Source organism: Acinetobacter sp. SwsAc4, from assembly GCF_013391535.1.
In the GTDB taxonomy this organism is placed as follows: domain Bacteria; phylum Pseudomonadota; class Gammaproteobacteria; order Pseudomonadales; family Moraxellaceae; genus Acinetobacter.
Genome location: NZ_JACAXC010000029.1, coordinates 19,815 through 39,018, shown reverse-complemented (window position 1 = coordinate 39,018; position 19,204 = coordinate 19,815). Strand labels below are relative to the sequence as shown.

Here is a 19,204-nt window from a genome sequence, read left to right as displayed (position 1 = left end):
GTCATGAGAAAGCCCATATAAATGGGTAATGTACAAGTTGCTGTAGAAGCATGTTTAGTTCGTCTGATCACAGATACTTTATAAACTATTTTAATACTTTTTTGAATCCGTCAATGCGTAAGTCCTAATCTTTTAAATATTCATTTAAATAGCTAAATACTTTATCGAACTCAACTTGAGTATAATTTTCTAGAAATACCAACTTCGTACCCTGCTTGGTTTCTATCGCATTAAACGTTTTTAACAAAAATGGCAGCATGGCAGAGCTTTCTGAGAAATGAATCCACTGTAGATAATCGACATAGGTAGGTTCATCCATATCTGGTGCTAAATGCGGCGCAAGTTGCTGAATTAATAACTCAACGATTGCGCCTGACTCTGCAATAACTTTGCCATCCCATTCCAATACTGGAGATTTCCCTAAAGGATGGATGGTTTTTAAAGAGTCAGGGGCCAAATGCGTGCGTGAGTCACGATAATAGCATTTCAGCTCATAGGGCTGCTTGATTTCTTCAAGTAACCACAAGATACGAAAAGAACGTGATTGATCTAAATGATGTAGTGTAATCATGATAATTCCTATTTTTTAAATCTTTACAACGACTTTGCCAAAGTTTTCGCCTTTCAACATACCATTGAAAGCATTGATCGTGTTATCTAAACCTTGCACCATATGCTCTTTATATTTGATTTTTCCGTCTTTCAACCATTCAGACATTTGCTGATAGAATTCCGGATACTGACTGCCATAATCATCAAAAATAATAAAGCCTTGCATGCGAATACGCTTTTTTAAAAGGGTGGAAATAAAGCCCGGTAAACGGTCTAGCCCTTGTGCTTGCTCGGTAGCGTTATACTGGGAAACCACACCACACACCGGTACACGTGCCGCAGAGTTAAGCAATGGCCATACCGCATCAAACACTTTACCCCCTACATTCTCATAATAAATATCAATACCGTTGGGAACTGCTTGTTGTAATTGTTCTGCAAAATTTTCATCATGATGATTGATACAAGCATCGAAGCCGAGTTCTTCTACTGCATAATGGCATTTTTCAGCCCCACCTGCGACGCCAACCACGCGACAACCTTTAAGTTTGCCAATTTGTCCAACCGTAGCACCAACAGGTCCCGTTGCAGCTGCAACGACTAAAGTTTCACCGGCTTTAGGCTGACCAATGTCCAACAACCCCATATAAGCAGTAAAGCCAGGCATCCCCAAAATACCCAATGCCCAAGATGGATGTTCGGGTTGCATACCTAAGCTTTGACAGGCAGTCCCATCAGAAATTGCGTAGCCCTGCCAGCCATTTCCTGAAAGAACCCACTCGCCTTCTTTGAATTTTGGGTTTTTAGAGGCCACCACTTGACTGACTGTTCCACCGACCATCACTTCACCAATTTCAACCGGTGCTGCATATGAAGGAGCATCACTCATACGACCACGCATATAAGGATCGAGTGACAAATAAATGGTTTTTAACAATATCTCGCCTTGTTTAAGTTCATTGAGTTCAACTTGTTCAATACGAAAATCGCTGTGTTTTGGCTCACCCACTGGCCGTTTAGCTAAAACGATGCGTTGATTAATAACTGTTTTCACACATATAACTCCATGTTTTATTTAGAAGTATTTCTCTTCACAATCAAAAATTATGATTAAAATTTCTTTACACCCATTGTAGATGAGTTATAATAAAAAACAATACGACTGGTCTATTTTTTACAATAGAGTAAATAATTAATATGAAGCCTACTCCTATTAAAAAGTCTGAAGCGAAGCGCTTACACATTCTTAACACCAGTTCAGACCTGATTTTGCATAAAGGTTTTACTGGCGTAGGATTACAGGAAATTTTACAGAGCTGTGAGATCCCTAAAGGCTCGTTTTATCATTATTTCCAATCCAAGGAAGCTTTCGGATGTGAATTGGTACAGCATTATGTGGATAATTACCAAGTCCGTTTAAATGATGTATGGCGTAGCGATAAATCCCCTTATCAAAAGCTGATTGAGTATTTTAATTTATGGATAGAAGATCCTGAAACACAGTGTGGTTGGGCGGATAGCTGTTTAATTGTGAAACTTGCCGCAGAAGTTGCCGATCTATCCGAAGATATGCGCTCCATTATGTCCGCTGGCGTTGATGATGTAATCCAACGTATTGCTGGTTTAATTGATTTGGGAAAACAGGATCAGTCTATCCAAGCAGATACTGAGGCCTCGACGTTGGCACAAGTACTTTACCAAATGTGGTTAGGTGCAGCATTACTGAGTAAGTTGCAAAAAGATAAAACACCATTACATCAAGCTCTGAGAGCAACTAAATTTCTATTAAAAAGTGAAGATTCATAAAAATTAAAGGGGCTTAGGAAGTTAAACATATTACAAAGTATGGTAACTTCCTAAGCCCCTAAAAAAATAACCTTCCTTCCTGTATATAGAAAAAGAAAGGAAGGAAGGAAAGCTATTCACTCAGGCCCTACACCATTAAGTGAGGGTTATTTTTCTTATTGCGCCAGTTGCACAGTGTCAGAAGTTTATTCACTGCTAAACACCACAACAGACACTCGCTACTCTTTATTTCAACAATTGAAGTAATGCTGTAGCGGTTGCAGCAGAAGAGGCTGGATTTTGTCCAGTAACCAGCAAGCCATCTACTTGAACATATACTTGCCAATCATCTACTTTAGAATAATGACCGCCGTTTTCTTTAAGCATGTCTTCGACTAAAAATGGTACAATTTCAGTCAAACCTACAGCAGCCTCCTCAGTATTGGTGAAACCCGTCACTAATTTACCGCTCACTAAAGGCGCTCCATTACTCGCTTTCACATGACGAAGAACACCTGGGGCGTGACACACTGCTGCAACAGGTTTGCCAGACTGAATCGCCTGTTCAATCAGAGAAATTGAAATCGGATCTTCTGCTAAATCCCACAATGGGCCATGCCCGCCTGGATAAAACACTGCATCATAATCAGCGACAGAGATTTCGCTAAGTTTATGCGTCTGTGCCAATGCTTGCATTGCAGTTGGATCAGCTTCAAAACGATGAGTGGTTTCAGTTTGCGCATCGGCCAAATTACTTTTCGGATCTAGTGGTGGCTGCCCACCTTGAGGTGACGCCAGCGTAACTTCAGCACCAGAGTCAATAAAGGTGTAATACGGTGCAGCAAGTTCTTCTAGCCAGAAACCTGTTTTCTTACCAGTATTGCCAAGTTGATCATGTGAGGTTAAAACGATTAAAATTTTCATGTTATTTCTCCGATAATTTTCAGGATTGAGGAGCATTGTTGCATGATCACTTGTCGTGTAGCGTGACCATGACAGATACGCTTATTTAGATGCTCGCCTCGAGAATTTGGCGACTGATCTCTAATGAAACATTTTTATGTTCGCCTAGCTGTGTAAGATTGTGTGATTTAAGTTGTGTAATGATGATCTCAATATCTGTCTCCCCCAGTCCATAATCGCTAAGACGGGTCGGCAATCCAAGTTGCTCAAAGAAGGCTCGAGTACGAGCAATAACAGTATCAATACGTTGTTCTTCATCACCTTCGACAATCTGCCAGACACGAGCTGCATACTGTAGTAATTTTTCTCGCTTCTCTTGACGACGCACTTGTAGATTGGCAGGCAACACAATGGCCAAGGTACGAGCATGATCAATACCATGTAAAGCCGTGAGCTCATGGCCAATCAAATGGGTTGACCAATCTTGTGGTACACCAGCTCCAATTAGCCCATTCAGTGCCATGCTAGCAGCCCACATCAAATTCGCACGCGTGTCATAATCTGCTGAATCTTCCAAGATTTTCGGTCCAATCTCAATCAGAGTTTGCAATAGACCTTCGGCAAAACGATCTTGTACTTGTGCATTGACAGGGTAAGTTAAGTACTGTTCCATGACATGAACAAATGCATCGACCACGCCATTTGCTAACTGGCGCTTCGGCAAGCTAAAAGTTTTATTCGGATCCAGTACGGAAAATTGCGGAAAAACATAGGGGCTGCTAAATGAAAATTTGGCTTGGGTCGATTTTCTGGTGACCACCCCACCGCTATTCATTTCTGAACCAGTTGCCGGAAGGGTAAGTACACTCGCAAAAGGCAAAGCTTGAGTAATTTTAGTACCATGGGTTTCTAAAATCTCCCATGCATCCCCTGTATAATTTACTGCTGCTGCAATAAATTTAGTACCATCAATTACCGATCCACCACCGACAGCCATCAAGAAATCAATCTTTTGTTCTCGAATCAGCTCTACAGCTTTCATGAGGGTTTCATAACTCGGATTCGGCTCAATTCCGCCAAATTCATGAATTTCTCTTGCACCTAATGCTTCACGCACCTCAGCTAAAGTACCATTCTTACGTGCACTTTCACCGCCAAACAACATTAATACTTTTGCTTCTGTAGGTACATAGTCATTGATTTTAGCTATTGTATCGCCACCAAAAATAATGCGGGTCGGATTATAAAAGTTAAAATTCAGCATATTTTTATCCTAGGATGATCAGTTAATTGATTTGAAAAACCACCGTTATTCATCAAATAAACTTTAAAAAATTGGACAACACTGCGGCTTTGACTGCACCATGTGCTAACTATACACAAAAATAGACCAGTCGTCTATTTTTTTAAAATTATTTCAGCTTGGCGACTTTAGTGATGGTTAAACACATTCAGGCTTGTTCTATACCACTTTTATTATTGATGTATTTTCACGAGCGATTGTTGGATGGAAGGTATCAACACGTATGACTACTGACATGGTCGTGAACGCACTGGCTAAAACAGTGAATGGCTCATACAAAATAGCGATGATTAAATATTTTAAAAGCAGATTGACACGGTTTAGCAGAGGTACAAATGTGACAGTAAATTAGATAGATTGGTTCAATATAAAGCATGTAAATAGTTATATTCGTTTATTTACCCTGTTTTGGATATTGACCCAAGTAAATGGTGAGATTAAGCCATTAAATAAAGTAGCCCAACTTGAATAAAAAGCCTCTGACAAACCTCACAGGGTTGAAGTGCTGCCTTTCATTCAAAATTTCAGGCAGCACACTCATACATTTAAGCGTCGGTTTAAGCTGGTAGTTTACTCGCCAAAACATCTACTTTTTCAATTGACGGTGGCTCTGAAAATAGCTCTTCGGCCTGAGCCATCAACGCAGCTGCAACCTTGCCAGATAAATGTGCTTGGCGACCTTCCTCATCAGGGAATGCATCAAAAATACCAAATGTTGTAGGTCCAAGACGTAGGCCAAACCAGGCAACTGTCGCAGGTTCTTCCATGACAATTGGTAAACCGCCTTTAAGGAAAGCTTCCACTTCGTCTTCTTTACCTGGTTTAGCTTCAAGACGGACATATAAAGCTGTTTTAAGCATGACTAAAACTCCACAATTGATTAGAATTAAAACGATTCTGATATTGCTAATGTATGCATGTCAGAAAGTTTTGTTGTACAAAGGTTAAAACAATTTTCCATAGCAGAGCCAAAATTTAGATGTGCATTTCGACATAATGCTATGAATTTATTCAAGTTAATATCATTAACATTTGAATCAGTACAATTAAGATATGAGATGATTAAATTCAATCTTAGTTATATAAGGATCAATTGACTCTACCTTATATTTATAAGCTGACCTCTTCATTTGGAAGTTATATTGCTCAAGAAGCATTTAAGAACAACATTGTACATCCTCATATCAAAGTTATTTAGCTAGGAATTTACTGTGAAACTCTATATGTTTCTCTATAAAGCTCGCAATGAAGTAATAGCTATGGTCATACCCTTCTCTTAGGTTAAGTGTAAGAGGATATTGTTGTTCCAAACAAATATTACTAAGAAGCTTAGGTCTTAACTGTTCTTCAAGAAAATCATCAGCTGTTCCCTGATCGACTAAAATAGGTAAATGAACTTCAGCGTTTTTGATTAATTCAATCGCATCATAGCTTTTCCATAAAGTTTCGGTTTCACCTAGGTAGTGTGTGAAAGCCTTTTTCCCCCAAGGTACTTGGCTAGGTGCAACAATCGGTGCAAAAGCAGAAATACTTTTATACAGCTCAGGATTTTTTAACCCAATGACTAATGCACCATGACCACCCATGCTATGCCCCATAATACTTTGGACTTGATTGGTCGGAAAATTTAGGTCAATCAGATTTCTGAGCTCCTCCACAATATAATCATACATTTTGAAATGCTGTGACCAGGGTGCTTGTGTTGCATTCACATAGAATCCTGCGCCTTGGCCTAAATCATAATCTGCATGATCTGGTACATCCTCTCCACGTGGGCTGGTATCTGGTGCAACAATAATGACTTTATGTTCAGCCGCATACTTTTGTGCTCCGGCTTTAGTAATAAAGTTCTGTTCGTTGCAAGTCAGCCCTGATAACCAATATAAAACTGGCAACCGTTCATCTTTGTCATGAGGTGGCAGATATATTGAGAATTTCATTGAACAGTTTAATGCTGTTGACTGATGGCGATACACTTCTTGCGATCCACCAAAAGAAGCATGTTTCTCAATTATTTCCATAATCAATTACCTATGTTGAGCAAGACTTCATGAGAAATCAAGTAAACAAAGAGTCTTACATTCTCCACAGAGAATAGTGATAAAGATTTAAAATGTAGGCAGGTTTATTGAACCTATACACGATGCCTACACAGATAAATCTGTTTTACAGATGATGTACCGTTTTAGAGGATTCCATGCATGTCATTCATGATGCACATGCATGGAAAACTATAAGGTCTGACGGAATTATTCGTAATGAATTACAGTACGAATTGACTTACCTTCATGCATTAGATCAAAGGCTTCATTGATCTGATCCAAGCCCATCGTATGTGTCACAAATGGTTCTAATTGAATTTTACCTTTCATGGCATCTTCAACCATTCCTGGAAGTTGCGTACGACCTTTTACGCCACCAAAGGCAGAACCTAGCCATTTACGACCAGTAACCAGTTGGAATGGACGAGTAGAGATTTCTTGACCTGCGCCAGCTACACCAATAATTACGGATTGTCCCCAGCCACGGTGTGCACTTTCAAGGGCTGCACGCATCACATTCACGTTACCAATACATTCAAATGAATGATCTACACCCCAACCAGTCATTTCGACAATGACTTGCTGGATTGGTTTATCGTAGTCTTTAGGGTTTAAGAAATCCGTTGCACCAAATTCTTTTGCCAGCGCAAATTTATCTGGATTCATGTCAACCACAATAATACGCCCTGCTTTAGCTTGACGTGCGGCTTGTACGACTGCCAGACCAATACCACCTAAACCAAAGACCGCAACACTATCACCTTCTTGTACTTTAGCCGTGTTATGTACTGCACCGATACCCGTTGTTACCCCACAACCCAGTAAGCAGACATGTTCGTGATTGGCTTCAGGATTGATTTTAGCCAATGATACTTCTGCCACTACCGTATATTCACTGAACGTTGAGCAGCCCATATAGTGGTAAATCGGTTGACCATTGTAAGAAAAACGAGTGGTGCCATCTGGCATTACGCCTCTACCTTGAGTTTCGCGAACGGAAATACACAAGTTCGATTTTCCAGATTTACAGAATAGGCACTCGCCACATTCAGCGGTGTAAAGTGGAATTACATGATCACCTGGTTTGACGCTAGTCACGCCTTCACCCACCTCAACGACAACACCAGCACCTTCATGCCCGAGAATAGCCGGAAAAACGCCTTCAGGATCATCGCCAGACAAAGTAAATGCGTCTGTATGACACACACCAGTATGGGAGATCTTGATTAATACTTCACCCTTCTTCGGTGGTGCAACATCAACTTCAACAATTTGAAGAGGTTGACCAGGACCAAACGCAACAGCAGCACGTGACTTCATGGAATAACTCCTTATACAGCTCTATTTTAAATATGATTTTAGAATCTTGGCGATTTCAGCCAGTTCTTCTTTTCGTTGTTGTTCTGTGGTTTCACCTGATACTAAAGTGTCCTTTAAATGAACCTCCAGCATTTCATTCATTAAACCATTAATAGCACCACGCACAGAGCATATTTGTTGCAGAATTGCACCACATTCCACATTGTCTTCTAACGCTTTTTCAATCGCTTGCGTCTGACCTTTGATCCTTCTGACGCGTAGAAGAATCTTTTTTTTGTCTTCAACCTGATTAGGCATCAGACCTCCTTATTTGCTAGCTTTTATACTATAGTACCCCATAGTATAAAAAAAGCAATATTTTTTATAAATCGAAAATCAAAAAGATCTTTAGCGTAAATTTTCTATCCCTGTTTTTAGTTTTTTTAAATTAACATCATAGAGCTTATGCGAAAGTCACAAAAAAAATGGGGCTTTTAGCTCCCATTTTTATTTTGGCTCATGTTCTTTGTAATGCTGGGACCTTTTAGAATTATGTTTCCAACTTTTAGCCACTTTGTAGATATTTTGAACATTTCAAGCCTTGAAAATACTACAGACAGTTTAGATTAAACTGCCTTTACAGACTGTACTAGAATATTTTTAGTGAGCAGATGATATTTATTATTCATTATTTAGGAATTATAAAATCCTATAAATATCATTTATTGGATTATTTGACTTTGGTACTGTGCATATCATCCCCCAGTTAAGAATAAGGAACAACTATGAATAAGATGATGAATGCTCTTATCCTAGAAAATTTTGGTGATCATGAATTTAAACGTGTAGAACTCCCTATACCTCAACCTGAGGCTGGGCAAGTTCTAGTACGTATTCATGCGAGTGGTGTAAACCCTATTGATTATAAAATTCGTCTTGGTGAAGCACCATATGCTATGCCAGAGCTTCCTGCCGTGTTGGGAACAGATATGGCTGGGGTTGTCACTGCTGTTGGTGAAGGTGTCACCGACTTCAACGTCGGAGATGAAGTTTACGGTCTGATTGGTGGCGTTCGTGGTCTTCAAGGATCTTTAGCAGAATATGTTGTAGCAGATGCTGATCTGATCGCATTAAAGCCACGCAATATCTCTATGCGCGAGGCAGCAGTACTACCATTGACGTTCCTCACCGCTTGGGAAGGTTTAGTGGATAATGCGAAAGTCCAACCAGGGCAAACTGTACTGGTTCAAGGTGGTGCTGGTGGCGTTGGTTATATGGTGGTTCAGCTTGCAAAAGCACTTGATGCAAATGTTTGGGCGACTGGTCGTACAGCTGATCAATCACTGATTTCAGAACTCGGTGCAACACCTCTCGATTACACAACAGCATCTTCCGATGACATTATTGCTGCAAGCCCTGAGGGTCAAGGTTTTAACATTGTTTACGACACTGTGGGTGGTCCAGTACTCGATGCTTCACTTTCCATGACAACTCACTATGGCCACATTACCAGCTGTGCTGCATTTGGTAATCATAATTTAGCGAGTTCATCTCTACGGTGTGCCACACTGTCTGGCGTATTCGTCCTAATGCCGATGTTAACAGGCAATCGTCGTGCTCATCATGGTGATATCCTTAAGATCGCGACTCGTCTCGTTGAGGAAGGTAAACTGCGTCCTATTGTTGATCCTCGTCATTTTACTCTAGACCAAGCGATTGAGGCTCATGATGCTGTTCAAGATCGCTCTGCCAATATTAAGGTCGTGATTGATGTCATTTAACGCACTTCAGGCCAAGACTTGGCGCTTCAATAGTATTGGAGATACAGATGTTCTGACATTAGAAACACTTCCTGTTGCTTTACCAGCAGCAGGAGAAGTTCTAATCCAGATGAAAACGATCGGACTCAACCGGGCTGATGTAATGTTTCGGCGTGGTACTTATATTCAAAAGGCAGTATTCCCTTCTCGTCTGGGATATGAGGGAGCAGGCATAGTTCTTGCGATAGGTGAAGGTGTACGCCAATTTTCTCCAGGAGATGCAGTATCAATTCTTCCGACTGACAATCTAGCTAAATATGGGACATATGCGGACAAGCTTCTGATTCCAGAAAATTTTTTAGTTCACAAACCCGATAGTTTAAGCTGGCAAGAAGCTTCTTCAATCTGGATGCAGTATTTGACGGCTTGGGGTGGTGTAATCCATGCTGGTGGACTTTCGAAAGGAAAAACGATCTTGATCACAGCAGCTTCAAGTAGCGTAGGACTAGCTGCGATACAGATAGCTGAAGCAGCGGGTGCTAAGGTCATTGCAAGTACACAGACGATAGAGAAAAAGCAACGTTTACTGGATCTCGGTGTTAAAAATGTTATAGCCACTGAAGATGAACCAGATTTGTATGAGGCGCTTGTTTTACGTTTAGGTGGAGAACATCTTGATGTCGCCTTCGATGCTGTAGGAGGGCCACATATTGAACAGATTGCAAAAGCGATGTCTGTAGGAGGAACTATGGTTATGCATGGTGCACTTAGCCCTGAGATCACACCATTTCCCCTTAAAGTTGCATTACGCAAGAGCTTAACCATGCGAGGTTTTTTGTTCCTTGAGGTTCTCCATGACCCTGTTTTAAGGGAGCAAGCCAGACGATTTATTCTTAGCAGTATAGGTGCAGGATATCTTCGTCCAGTGATCGACTGTTGCTTTAACTTTGAGGACATGCATGACGCTCAGCGCTATCTTGAATCAAATCAGCAAATAGGAAAAATTGTAGTTACTCTAGATACATGATGGTCTTATCTGATTCAGGTTTCTATATGGCCCAGCACTTCCACTAAGTAATCAAACAATGCTCGGATTCGCAAAGGTGTCGGGCCCCGCTGTGGACGATATAAATACAGGCGCCAAACAGGAGAGGTTTCCTCATGAAGTATCTGAATGAGCTTACCACTCCTAAGCCACGGCAAAACTAGAAATCCAGGCATGTGTCCGAATCCAACGCCAGCGAGAATAGCTTGAAATTCAGCTTCTAGATCATCTGTAATAAAACGGGGCTTTGATGGCGTGAAGCTTCGACTTTCGGTGAATGTCCATGGCCAGTAACGCCCTGTTTTATGATCGACTAGTGCTGTTAGAGGGTATTTATCTAGGTCAATAATTTTTTTAGGCATTCCTACCTTATCAATTAACTCTGGCGTACCCACAGAATAAAAGTTCACTTTCGCTAATTCCCTTGCCACATATCGATTGTCCGGCAAAAATCCAAATCTGATCCCGATATCTATCCGCTCATCGATCACATCCGAGTGTGAATCTGTGAGCACACAATCCACGACAATATCTGGATAACGTGTGGCAAATTCTGCTAGTGCAGGTATTACCAATTTACGCCCTAAGACAGACGACACAGTAAGACGGACAGTCCCACGCATTTCATCTCGTTTTTCCTTGGTGTCTTTTACAAGCAAAGCATCGATCGATTCCACCGCAAGACGTGCTTGCTTTGCCAGACGCTCACCATCAGCGGTAATTTTAATTTGTCGCGTACTTCTGTAAATTGGTTAATATTGAGCAGGTTGAACGTGGACTCGCATGCCAATGCACTTGCTTTGAATGTGGTGAAGCTGTGATCGCTCGTAAAGGGGAAATTAAAGAACATCATTTTGCCCACGCAAGCAATAAAGAAAGCTGTACGATTAACCCTGAATCTGTACTCCATAAATATGCCAAAGAAGTTATTCTTGAATCTATGGGACTTATGCTTCCTGCCCTACCTGATTCAGATAGTGAAGCTGCATGGTGGACCTTCGAAAAATTATTACCTGAATTTTCTCTCGGTTTAATTCGCCCTGACCTTATTGGTTATTTTGATGGCGAACCTATTTTAATTGAGATCGCAGTCACTCATTTTATTGATGCTGAAAAACTAAAACGCATTGAGGCATTTAAATCAAAATGTATTGAAATCGATTTATCACCACTTCTTAACAGTGATATTGCAATTCCAAGTACAGAAGCCACACAGCAAATCCTCGAGAACCTGGACAATAGAAAATGGATTTACCCATTTCCTCAAAAACAATCCACTGGGCAACAAATAACATCTACTTCCTACAAAGTCACAACCACTCTACCCGTAACGTCTGAACTACAGAACACCAGTCCGAATTGGCAGGACTATAAATTTAAAGTGAAAGGGATGCATCTTAATGTTCGCCATTTTGCGAGTGGTATGGTTTCAGTGAATAGCGCATATAACCCTGAAATCATTGCAATGCTCAAAGAATGGAAACGTGAAGGGATTGGCTCCTATAATCCTAAATATAAATCTTGGAACTATTGGCTACCATTTTCGGAACAGGTTTTACAAAGACTAAAAGAACTTAATGAATAAAACTACATTACCCATAAATACTTGCCTATTTCTGCCAAACGAAAAATACCTAAACTGGGACTGATCTAGCTAAAAAGTAGATTTTAGTCACAAATATGTGACTGACCTCACAAGATAAAAGACTAAATAATTTTGAAGTTTTTTGGATCATCTACATTGAAAGGTACTACACGTAGTTTTGCACTAGAGGGAAGCCTAAACTTAAAGTCATCCAATGGCTGCGTGAACTTGTCCTTCCGATATGGATAGACAAGTACAACATCACTGTCATGCTTGAGGTAATAGTGGCTATAAGCAAACATTTGCTGAATATCACTATCTTTCAAACCATAACGCCCAGCTCGATCACTTTGATCAATCAACTTCCACTTGGTATCCATCACAATCGGTTTTGCATTCAGACATTCAATGAAAATATCAGGCTTAAGCTTAAAAATACGACGTTCTTGATGCTGACAAATATGCTCCGTCGCATACTGTGTCTTCACAGTATATTCAGGTAAGTTACGGCGTAGATGATAAGCAACATAGTGCTCAAATAGCTTCTCCATTGGGAAGAGTAAACTCATGCCACGCCACTCCCCCTGAGTAGATACAGGCATATATTCACCTAAGATTAACTCCGTCCAAGGTTTAATCTCAGCATACAAAGCGAGTAAACGTCCTGACTGCCATTGTCTAAAATCCTGCTTAATCTTTTGGCTTCGAGGGATCTCATTGGTCATGAGTCTCAGCTCTTGCGCCAATTTCCAATTACTTGCGTCTTTGCTCTTTTTACACACCACTTCTAAGGCTGTACGTATCAATCTATTTTCAGGTCGATTCACCTCATAAACATCATGCTCAATCGGAAAGATATGTTTCTTTGTAAGTGGCTGACGCATATATTTCACATGCTGTAATTGTCCACGTAAAAAATTTTGTTCCTCTTGCACACGGTTATAATCAAAACGTAAACCACGTTGTACCAAACGCTCAAACGACGCAAGGAACTGCGTCATAATCCATTCATGCAAAGGTTGTTTAAAGCGGTTTAAATTGGCACTTCCTGCTTCTCTATATGGTAAATGTAGTGAAACACTCAGCATTTTCTGAAGCAGTTTACGTTCTTGCTGAATAATATCTTGATCATCAGTGCCATTAAGCTCCACATGTTTAGGGAGGATTTCAATCCGTGTACCACATGGGGTTTCTATCACTCCCACATATTGATCAAGCTTAAGCTTTTTTCGCCCTGCCAACTCAAATACTTTCGCACCGTGCTTTGAAAATGATGCTGAGAGCCCACATAGATGCTCAAATGCTTTCCCAGATATATAAGCATGGTCTAAAGTTGGATCAGGACAGCCTTCATAAGCAATGCTAATGAAGGCATATTCTCGGACGGTAAAATCAGGCATCACGATCCCCAATTAGTGCTTAATAATCTTAGTAAAGCTCTCTATTGAATTAAATACATCATCGACGACTTCCCATGTTTTCTGCTCCTCAAAATAGCTCTCCGATTCATGTGCTACATTTGGGAATAATACTGATTTATCTATACCATTCGATCGCAGCATGCCATTTGCATTGAGCACCATATTGATCTTAGACCAATCATCAAAGAAATACTCTTGAAGCTGAGGAATGATTTTTTGCTTAAATATTTGCGCTAAGTTAGTAAGAGATGGATCTTTCTGCAAAGTCATAAAGTTGGCATGCCCAATACAGTGATCTCGGTCTAATAACACCTCAATACGCTGATTGATGACTTCTAATAACTTTCTAATATCCAAACCCATAACCTCAACGCCAGTTAGAAACTCAGGCTTTGGTGGCATTTCGATAAAAGTAAAGCGACGGCGCAAGGCAATATCTAAACCTGTTAAAGATCTGTCAGACGAATTCATGGTACCAATAATGTAAACATTATCAGGTACAGAGAAGTCATCTTTAGAATATGGAAGTGTCACCGACAATGCATCGTCTGCGCCTTGGCGTTTTGAATCTTCAATTAGCGTAATCAATTCACCAAAGATACGGGAAATGTTACCTCGGTTAATTTCATCAATGATGAGTACATAAGGTTTTACCTTTTCAATAGACTTTGCATATTCAACTTCTGAACGTAATGAATTAGCGATAGCCCATTCATAACTTTTTTGATCAACAATAATGTCACTTTGTGTCTTCAAATAGTTACGAATATGCCTAATAGATAAAGTGATATTACTTCCTGTAGATGTAAGAGCGAATAACGTGCCTGCTGAATTACTTGATACTTTAATTTCCGCACCACGTTTAGTATGAAAAATCATTTCCTCTGTTTTAGCCTGAGTAATGAGTTGATCAATCGCACTATTGATGCTTGCTTCAATCGGTGCTGATACATTATTTTGCTTAGCATCAATTTCTATTTGGGCATCTTCACAAATCTCTTTAAATACGCCTGCTTTTACATCATAGCTTAACTGCCCATTATCATCCGTTTCAGCACGAATCCCTTCCACAAAATCTTCATAACTAAAACTTTGATGGAAAGTGACAAACTTAATTTGACCTTGTTCTTTGTACTGATCAAAACGTAATTTTTGCGCCGTGCGATCTTCTTGTTCTAAAATTTCGAGAGGTTTGTTTTCAATAATGGATAAGGCATGGTTAATCGTATGGTAAGTTTTACCTGTACCCGCTGCACCAAATAAAATACGGTTTAGGGGCTGTTTTATCTGTTCTGATGGATTCATGTTAGTCTCTATTATATCAATAATGTTATAGTTTTCCGGCCAATAACCCACAAAAGGATCTCGATCAGTTTCCATTTTGTTCAAGGACATGCTTTTGAGTTCTTCTAATTTGGAGGCCGTTAATCGAATTGTTCCTAACTCATCTATTGAAAACTCTGATTCATTTTCATTTGGAATATAGAATGTGCCATCTTGATCGAAACCAACAGCAGCCACATAGCTCACTGTACTATTTCGCCCATTGAATTTATTGTTTGTACCGAATCTAACCGGAGGCCGCTCTGAAGGTGCAACCCACCAATCCATAGGTGTTTCATGGATATATCTTGCCAACTCTAGAAAAAGCTTTCGATGCTCAGTATTTTGTTCAATGTGATTAAAATTCGGAACATTTTTAAACTGCTTTAGAATAAATTCATCCGTTAGCTTTTCTTTTCTACTCTCTGATCGTTTTTTATAGAGGTTTTCAAGTTCAGTTAAATCCTGAGTATGGCCTGAAAAGATACAGTCTTGGACATCTTTTCTTTTTATACGGGTGATTGTTTGACGATAAGTATAAAAGTAAATTATTTTTTCAGGTTCAAATTGTTGCTCCCATTCGACTTCTAAGGTGCGTCCATCATTTAAGTTTTTCTTTACGGTACCAATGGCTTTGACTTTCATGCAGCTTACAAGACAACCGTAATTATTAAACGGCATATTATATTTTTGGCCATAAATTGCTTTTATTGCAATTCGATCCCCTGCTTGAATAGCATTTACGCGATCCAGATATTTATCTGTATAGCCATTCTGCCAAATGCCTTTTTCAATAAACTCAGGTGTTTTATCTTCACCATCCCAATCAGCACCAGCAACCCAAAAATTCATCATTTCCCCCATACTCAAAATCTATTTCTTTACGCTTTAATAAATGATTTCACTCGGTTTTAACTTCCGCCCAGTCTTAGCAAGGCTACCCAAGCTTTACTTTCTTTTAATCAAGAATGCTCTCTCATTTTTTTGTATATACGACATAAATACACTTACAACTTCCCTATATTTCAATTTCACACCATCCACATCTACTCAAACTGACAAATAAGTATCTGCATTAAATTATCCGCTATTTTAGCGGTATTAATCATTAAAATTATTCTCTACATATACATAAAAATCATTTCCCACACGATCATATTTAAAGGCCATGGTGTTACGACTCATCCATCGCCTTAAAAGTTTTTCGTAGACATTGGCTTTTTAGTTGAGGTCGTACGAAAGGACCAGAGGTGGTCCCACTTGTTTGAACAACGGCTTTGTTGCACAAATATGTAAGCATCTGATTTAAATAAATTTAATTTTGGATCAAAAAATAATCAAAACTCTTAAAATCATATAGTTATGAAATCTTTGTGCAACAAAGCCAAGAGATATCTACAAAAGCTGAAGCAGATTTCCGTGTTCACTCCAAACTTCAAGACTTCAAGACTTCATTCCAAGCACAGATCAAAACCTAGTAGAACTATACAAAGAAACTGTTTGTTTAAGTTGATTTTATCTGCTTACCATTTGCTTACCAGAATCTAAAAACAAAAAAACCACTTACGATTAGTACACGTAAGTGGTTGATTTATATGGTGGGCCCAGACAGACTTGAACTGTCGACCAACGGATTATGAGTCCGCTGCTCTAACCAACTGAGCTATAGGCCCTAAACTTTAATCATATATTTGATATGAAAAATGCGACTTGATGTTAGTTAAATTTAACTTAAATTACAAGCAGATGATTTTATCAAATTACTAAAATAGTGTTAAAAATCATAAACTGAGCTGATTCTATATGATCTTTACAGCTTGAGTAAAGATGATATTGCACTATTTTGATCATTAATAAGACATCTAAATTTATTTTGATCTGGTCTTGTCGGATATGTGCTTTCCTAAAAAGTCGTATTACACTGCTGCGACTCAAAGCCTATGATGATAAACATGAAAAAATTTTTAGGAAAATCAATCTTTAAGGCAGCAGGCTGGACATATCAAGTTGATCCCGCAATTTTGGAACAGAAACAAGTAATTATTGGATTTAAACATACATCAAATCTAGACACTATTCTTTCACTCGCTTTGTTTGAAATCTTAGAACTTAAAGTTCATACATTGATTAAAAAGGAACTCTTCAAAGGTCCTCTTAAACCTATTTTAGAAAAGCTAGGTGGCATTCCTGTTGATCGTAAAGCAAATAAAGACATAGTGACGCAAATGGTCGACTTATTTAAGCGTAATGAGCGCTTTAATTTAGTCATAGCTCCAGAGGCAACACGCGCAAAAAATGGTGAAGATCGCAAACCAATTCGTACAGGATTTTGGCATATTGCTAAAGCAGCCAACGTACCTATTATTTTGATGTATGCCAATGCACGTACAAAACAAGGTGGGATTTTAGGAAAAATTTATCCTACAGATTTACAAAAAGATTTGGAACAAATCAAAGCTCTTTATGCTGAATACGATATTGACGTAAAGATTAACTAATTTTTGCATTCTTTCTGATCAATCTTTAATACATGATCAGGAATTTAAATTTTGAATGCTTAATGCGGTGGTTTTCAAGAAAACTATCGCTATGCTAATATTCACGCACTTTTTTGAGTTTTAATTTTTTGGAGTTACTTCCATGGCGGGTCATTCTAAATGGGCCAATATTAAGCATCGTAAAGCTAAACAAGATGCAAGTCGCGGTAAAGTTTTTACCAAATATATCCGTGAAATCGTAACCGCTTCCAGATTGGGCGGCCCAGATGCAGCGAGTAACCCTCGTTTACGTGCAGTTGTTGAAAAAGCACTTTCTGTGAATATGACACGTGACACCATCAACCGTGCGATCCAACGTGGTGCTGGTGGCGAAGATAATGATGATTTAAAAGAAGTAACCTATGAAGGTTATGGTGTTGGTGGTGTTGCAGTTATCGTTGAAACCATGACTGATAACTTAAACCGTACTGTCCCAGATGTTCGCCATTGTTTTTCTAAAACCAATGGTAACTTGGGAACCAACGGTTCGGTGGCTTACCTGTTCACAAAACGTGGCGAAATTTCTTTTGAAGATGTTTCTTTAGAAGACAAAATCATGGAAGTCGCTTTAGAAGCGGGTGCTGATGATATCGAGATCGATGAAGATAGTATCTTGGTAATCACCAGTCCAGAGAGCTTTGGTGATGTTCAGGATGCACTTACAGCAGCAGGTCTAAAATCTGATAATGCTGAAGTTGTGATGAGCCCATCAACTAAAGCTGAAATCAATGATATTGATCAAGCCAAACAAATCATGAAAATGATTGATATGCTTGAAGATCTTGATGATGTTCAAAACGTTTATACCAATGTTGAATTCTCTGAAGATGTATTAGCGCAACTTGATGCTTAATTCATTCAGATCAGTAAAAAATGCATCTTTTTAGATGCATTTTTTATAACTTATTTAACAGTTTATAGCAGTTAAATACGTTGTATTCTTTGATCACGAAACTAGAATGTAGCGCAACGACGCTGTCAATTTTACCAATACGGCGTAATAGAATTTCACTATAGTCATCCATATTACGAGCCACCAATTCCAAAATAAAATCGGCGCTCTGCCCTGTCACTAAAAAGGCATTGGTGACTTCAGGAATATCTTCAATTTCTTGTAGAAATTTATCAAAGGTTTCACTGTCATGTTTGCTCAAAGAAACCTGTAAAAGTATATGTAAACTAAAACCGAGCTTATTAAAATTAATTTCTCGTTTGAGCTGTCCCATCACTTGGGATTCAATCAGGTTTTTAATGCGTCGATGCACCGAACTCACCGAAAGATTAATACGCTCTGAAAGCTCATTTAGATTGACATCTTCATGGGTCAAAATTTCAAGAATTTGTTTATCAAAACGATCCAATTCCATTCTACAGTTCTCACTCTGAATTTATGCTTCTATCGGAACTGCTCACTCAGTAATTTTTAAGGGTCAAGGGAAAACATTCGTTTAACTTTTGACGATGCTGCATGGATAACGCAAACATGATTCCGATAAACTTTTGGTTTATCTTTGTCTCAAAGCCGAAACAAGACCTTTTGAGCAACTGTTCAACTCATCTCCCAATAGTGAACAACTCGTTTCGATCCCCATCACACCCTGAAACATAAGATAGCAAAGACTTTTTATAATTATTTCCCTCTTTTTAGT

General features: G+C 39.2%; 16 protein-coding genes, 1 tRNA gene and 2 pseudogenes. 6 read left to right on the top strand and 13 right to left on the bottom strand.

The genetic code is table 11. From position 1 onward, the window contains the following. Positions 1 to 127: 127 nt before the first annotated feature. Positions 128 to 571: pseudogene (locus HYG88_RS12585) on the bottom strand (glutathione S-transferase); the annotation flags it as partial. A gap of 15 nt (positions 572 to 586) precedes the next feature. Next, positions 587 to 1,606 carry an NADP-dependent oxidoreductase gene (locus tag HYG88_RS12580; RefSeq protein ID WP_005160543.1) on the bottom strand — a complete coding sequence of 340 codons (1,020 nt, stop codon included), beginning with the start codon at positions 1,604 to 1,606 and terminating at the stop codon, positions 587 to 589. 143 nt (positions 1,607 to 1,749) lie between these two features. Here HYG88_RS12580 and HYG88_RS12575 point away from each other — a divergent pair, with 143 nt between their 5' ends. Further along, positions 1,750 to 2,358, top strand: coding sequence for a TetR/AcrR family transcriptional regulator (locus HYG88_RS12575; RefSeq protein WP_005160552.1), 609 nt, complete (start codon positions 1,750 to 1,752; stop codon positions 2,356 to 2,358). Between the two features lie 225 nt (positions 2,359 to 2,583). Here HYG88_RS12575 and HYG88_RS12570 read toward each other — a convergent pair whose 3' ends face one another. The 6 genes from HYG88_RS12570 to HYG88_RS12545 form a co-directional block, all read right to left on the bottom strand. Continuing rightward, entirely contained in the window at positions 2,584 to 3,261 is a 678-nt protein-coding gene (locus HYG88_RS12570) for a type 1 glutamine amidotransferase domain-containing protein (RefSeq protein ID WP_004761253.1), read from the bottom strand. Positions 3,262 to 3,346: 85 nt separating this feature from the next. Beyond that, positions 3,347 to 4,504 (bottom strand): iron-containing alcohol dehydrogenase, encoded by a 1,158-nt coding sequence (locus HYG88_RS12565; RefSeq protein ID WP_005160555.1) that lies wholly within the window; start codon positions 4,502 to 4,504, stop codon positions 3,347 to 3,349. A 596-nt stretch (positions 4,505 to 5,100) separates the two neighbouring features. Then, positions 5,101 to 5,403, bottom strand: a complete 303-nt coding sequence (locus HYG88_RS12560; RefSeq protein WP_005160558.1) for a putative quinol monooxygenase — start codon at positions 5,401 to 5,403, stop codon at positions 5,101 to 5,103. A gap of 330 nt (positions 5,404 to 5,733) precedes the next feature. Beyond that, the gene (gene fghA, locus HYG88_RS12555) at positions 5,734 to 6,564 is read right to left on the bottom strand and encodes an S-formylglutathione hydrolase (protein ID WP_005160561.1); all 831 of its coding nucleotides are present in this window, start codon (positions 6,562 to 6,564) and stop codon (positions 5,734 to 5,736) included. A gap of 228 nt (positions 6,565 to 6,792) precedes the next feature. Then, the gene (locus HYG88_RS12550; protein WP_004682263.1) at positions 6,793 to 7,905 is read right to left on the bottom strand and encodes an S-(hydroxymethyl)glutathione dehydrogenase/class III alcohol dehydrogenase; all 1,113 of its coding nucleotides are present in this window, start codon (positions 7,903 to 7,905) and stop codon (positions 6,793 to 6,795) included. Positions 7,906 to 7,926: 21 nt separating this feature from the next. Then, a complete protein-coding gene (locus HYG88_RS12545) occupies positions 7,927 to 8,202 on the bottom strand; it encodes a metal/formaldehyde-sensitive transcriptional repressor (RefSeq protein ID WP_001133625.1) in 276 nt (91 codons plus the stop codon). A gap of 467 nt (positions 8,203 to 8,669) precedes the next feature. Here HYG88_RS12545 and HYG88_RS12540 point away from each other — a divergent pair, with 467 nt between their 5' ends. Together HYG88_RS12540 and HYG88_RS12535 are read left to right on the top strand one after the other, a co-directional pair. Then, on the top strand, positions 8,670 to 9,665 hold the full coding sequence (locus HYG88_RS12540; protein WP_005160565.1) for a zinc-dependent alcohol dehydrogenase family protein: 996 nt from the start codon (positions 8,670 to 8,672) through the stop codon (positions 9,663 to 9,665). Next, complete coding sequence (locus HYG88_RS12535) at positions 9,655 to 10,671, top strand: zinc-dependent alcohol dehydrogenase family protein (protein WP_005160578.1); 1,017 nt, start codon at positions 9,655 to 9,657, stop codon at positions 10,669 to 10,671. Before HYG88_RS12540 ends, HYG88_RS12535 begins: the two co-directional genes overlap by 11 nt. A gap of 14 nt (positions 10,672 to 10,685) precedes the next feature. Here the strand turns inward: HYG88_RS12535 and HYG88_RS12530 are convergent. After that, a pseudogene (locus HYG88_RS12530) lies at positions 10,686 to 11,435 on the bottom strand (substrate binding domain-containing protein); the annotation flags it as partial. A 2-nt stretch (positions 11,436 to 11,437) separates the two neighbouring features. Between HYG88_RS12530 and HYG88_RS12525 the strand changes: the two are divergent. Further along, positions 11,438 to 12,274 carry a competence protein CoiA family protein gene (locus HYG88_RS12525; protein WP_005160595.1) on the top strand — a complete coding sequence of 279 codons (837 nt, stop codon included), beginning with the start codon at positions 11,438 to 11,440 and terminating at the stop codon, positions 12,272 to 12,274. A 122-nt stretch (positions 12,275 to 12,396) separates the two neighbouring features. Here the strand turns inward: HYG88_RS12525 and HYG88_RS12520 are convergent, their stop codons facing one another. The 3 genes from HYG88_RS12520 to HYG88_RS12510 all read right to left on the bottom strand — a co-directional run bounded on the left by HYG88_RS12520 (position 12,397) and on the right by HYG88_RS12510 (position 16,691). Next, a complete protein-coding gene (locus HYG88_RS12520) occupies positions 12,397 to 13,674 on the bottom strand; it encodes an McrC family protein (protein ID WP_005160597.1) in 1,278 nt (425 codons plus the stop codon). A gap of 12 nt (positions 13,675 to 13,686) precedes the next feature. Next, positions 13,687 to 15,873, bottom strand: a complete 2,187-nt coding sequence (locus HYG88_RS15315; RefSeq protein ID WP_005160599.1) for an McrB family protein — start codon at positions 15,871 to 15,873, stop codon at positions 13,687 to 13,689. 741 nt (positions 15,874 to 16,614) lie between these two features. Then, positions 16,615 to 16,691 (bottom strand) — tRNA-Ile (locus HYG88_RS12510). Positions 16,692 to 16,958: 267 nt separating this feature from the next. Here HYG88_RS12510 and HYG88_RS12505 point away from each other — a divergent pair. Both HYG88_RS12505 and HYG88_RS12500 read left to right on the top strand, forming a co-directional pair. Next, positions 16,959 to 17,516 (top strand): 1-acyl-sn-glycerol-3-phosphate acyltransferase, encoded by a 558-nt coding sequence (locus HYG88_RS12505; protein WP_034602702.1) that lies wholly within the window; start codon positions 16,959 to 16,961, stop codon positions 17,514 to 17,516. Between the two features lie 142 nt (positions 17,517 to 17,658). Beyond that, positions 17,659 to 18,408 (top strand): YebC/PmpR family DNA-binding transcriptional regulator, encoded by a 750-nt coding sequence (locus tag HYG88_RS12500; protein WP_005160602.1) that lies wholly within the window; start codon positions 17,659 to 17,661, stop codon positions 18,406 to 18,408. Positions 18,409 to 18,451: 43 nt separating this feature from the next. Here HYG88_RS12500 and HYG88_RS12495 read toward each other — a convergent pair whose 3' ends face one another. Beyond that, entirely contained in the window at positions 18,452 to 18,922 is a 471-nt protein-coding gene (locus HYG88_RS12495) for an Lrp/AsnC family transcriptional regulator (RefSeq protein WP_004661600.1), read from the bottom strand. Positions 18,923 to 19,204 lie beyond the last annotated feature (282 nt).